This is a genomic window from Thalassospira alkalitolerans (assembly GCF_002115745.1).
In the GTDB taxonomy this organism is placed as follows: domain Bacteria; phylum Pseudomonadota; class Alphaproteobacteria; order Rhodospirillales; family Thalassospiraceae; genus Thalassospira; species Thalassospira alkalitolerans.
In genome coordinates this window covers 1-1,369 of the sequence record NZ_JFKB01000046.1, presented here as the reverse complement: position 1 = coordinate 1,369, position 1,369 = coordinate 1, and the positions used below count along the sequence as shown (strand labels likewise).

Here is a 1,369-nt window from a genome sequence, read left to right as displayed (position 1 = left end):
AAAAAATCTATGGTCCCCCCCATTTTTGCAATACTGATTAACGGGCGATGTGGTTGGCTTGCTTAAATCTATCCGGCGTCTGTTTGGGGCTTGCCCCAGCGCCACGATGAGAGTCGCGCCTGACGATCCTTAAAAGCCCGTCGGCTTCTGAAGCCGATTTTTATGTCAGGATCTTCGCCAGGCCGGTAGGCCGTTCACGTCATCCGTTGTTCAGCTATCGCAAAACCTGAAGGGTGAATTGTGGTACTGCAACAACCGCAGGGTCAGGCGTTCAAGGCGTCTGGCCCTGCTTCATATTGCGCATGGTGAGCCGCTATCGCCCAAGCGATACGCGCCAGTTTGTTGGCCAGGGCACAGGCCACCACATTCGAGTGTCGTCGGCGCAGCAGCGCTCGCACCCAGTCGGCCAAAGCCCCCTTCTGATGATCCAGCCTCTGCATGTAAACCCTGGAGCATTGCACCAGCAGTTGCCGCAGGTGCTTGTCACCCCGCTTGCTGATCCCCAACAAATTGGCTTTGCCGCCCGTGCTGTACTGTCGCGGCACCAAGCCCACTGAAGCCGCAAAATCGCGACTGCATCGGTATTGCTTGCCATCGCCCATTTCTACAGCCAGAAGGCTGGCGGTGATCGGACCGACACACGGCATGCTAAGCAAACGGCTCCCCAGATCATCGTCGGCCAGCTGGCAAGCCAGTTGTTTGTCCAGTTCCTTGATCTGTTCATCCAGGTAAACGAAGTGATCGTGCAGGCGTTGCAACAGCACTGTCAGCCGCACAGGCAGCTCATGCTCGGCCAAAACAGCTGCCAAACGCTTCATGATGGCTGAGCCTTTGGGCAGGCTGATGCCAAATTCCAGCAGGAAACCGTGCATCTGATTGGCTGTCTTGGTGCGGTCATGCACCAACGACTCGCGCATGCGATGCAGGACAGACAGGGTTTGCTGAGACTCGGTTTTAGGCGTAACGAAGCGCATGGACGGACGGGAAGCCGCCTCGCAAATGGCCTCTGCGTCGATAAAGTCATTTTTGTTGCCCTTGACGAAAGGGCGGACAAACTGCGGTGAAATCAACTTGGTCGTATGCCCCATCGCCGCAAGCTGACGGGCGATGAAGTGAGAGCCGGCACAGGCTTCCGTTACCACGACGCAGCTCGGCAAGTTGCCGAAGAACCGCATCATCTGCGCTCGCGAGAGCTTTTTGCGAAACACCTCGCGGCCCGATTTGTCTTGGCCCAGAAGGTGGAAATTATGTTTGCCGAGATCGATCCCGATCAGTGCTGACTCGCTCATGATGATGGCCTCCAAAAACAAAACACCCTGCGAAAGCGTAGCCCTCGCAGGGTGTGGGGGTGACCATCTCATTAGCCCGG

Annotated in this window: 1 protein-coding gene; it reads right to left on the bottom strand. The window is 56.7% G+C overall.

The window, feature by feature from the left end; genetic code table 11:
* Window positions 1–263: 263 nt before the first annotated feature.
* Window positions 264–1,289, bottom strand: coding sequence for an IS110 family RNA-guided transposase (locus tag TALK_RS21825; protein ID WP_024074122.1), 1,026 nt, complete (start codon window positions 1,287–1,289; stop codon window positions 264–266).
* Window positions 1,290–1,369 lie beyond the last annotated feature (80 nt).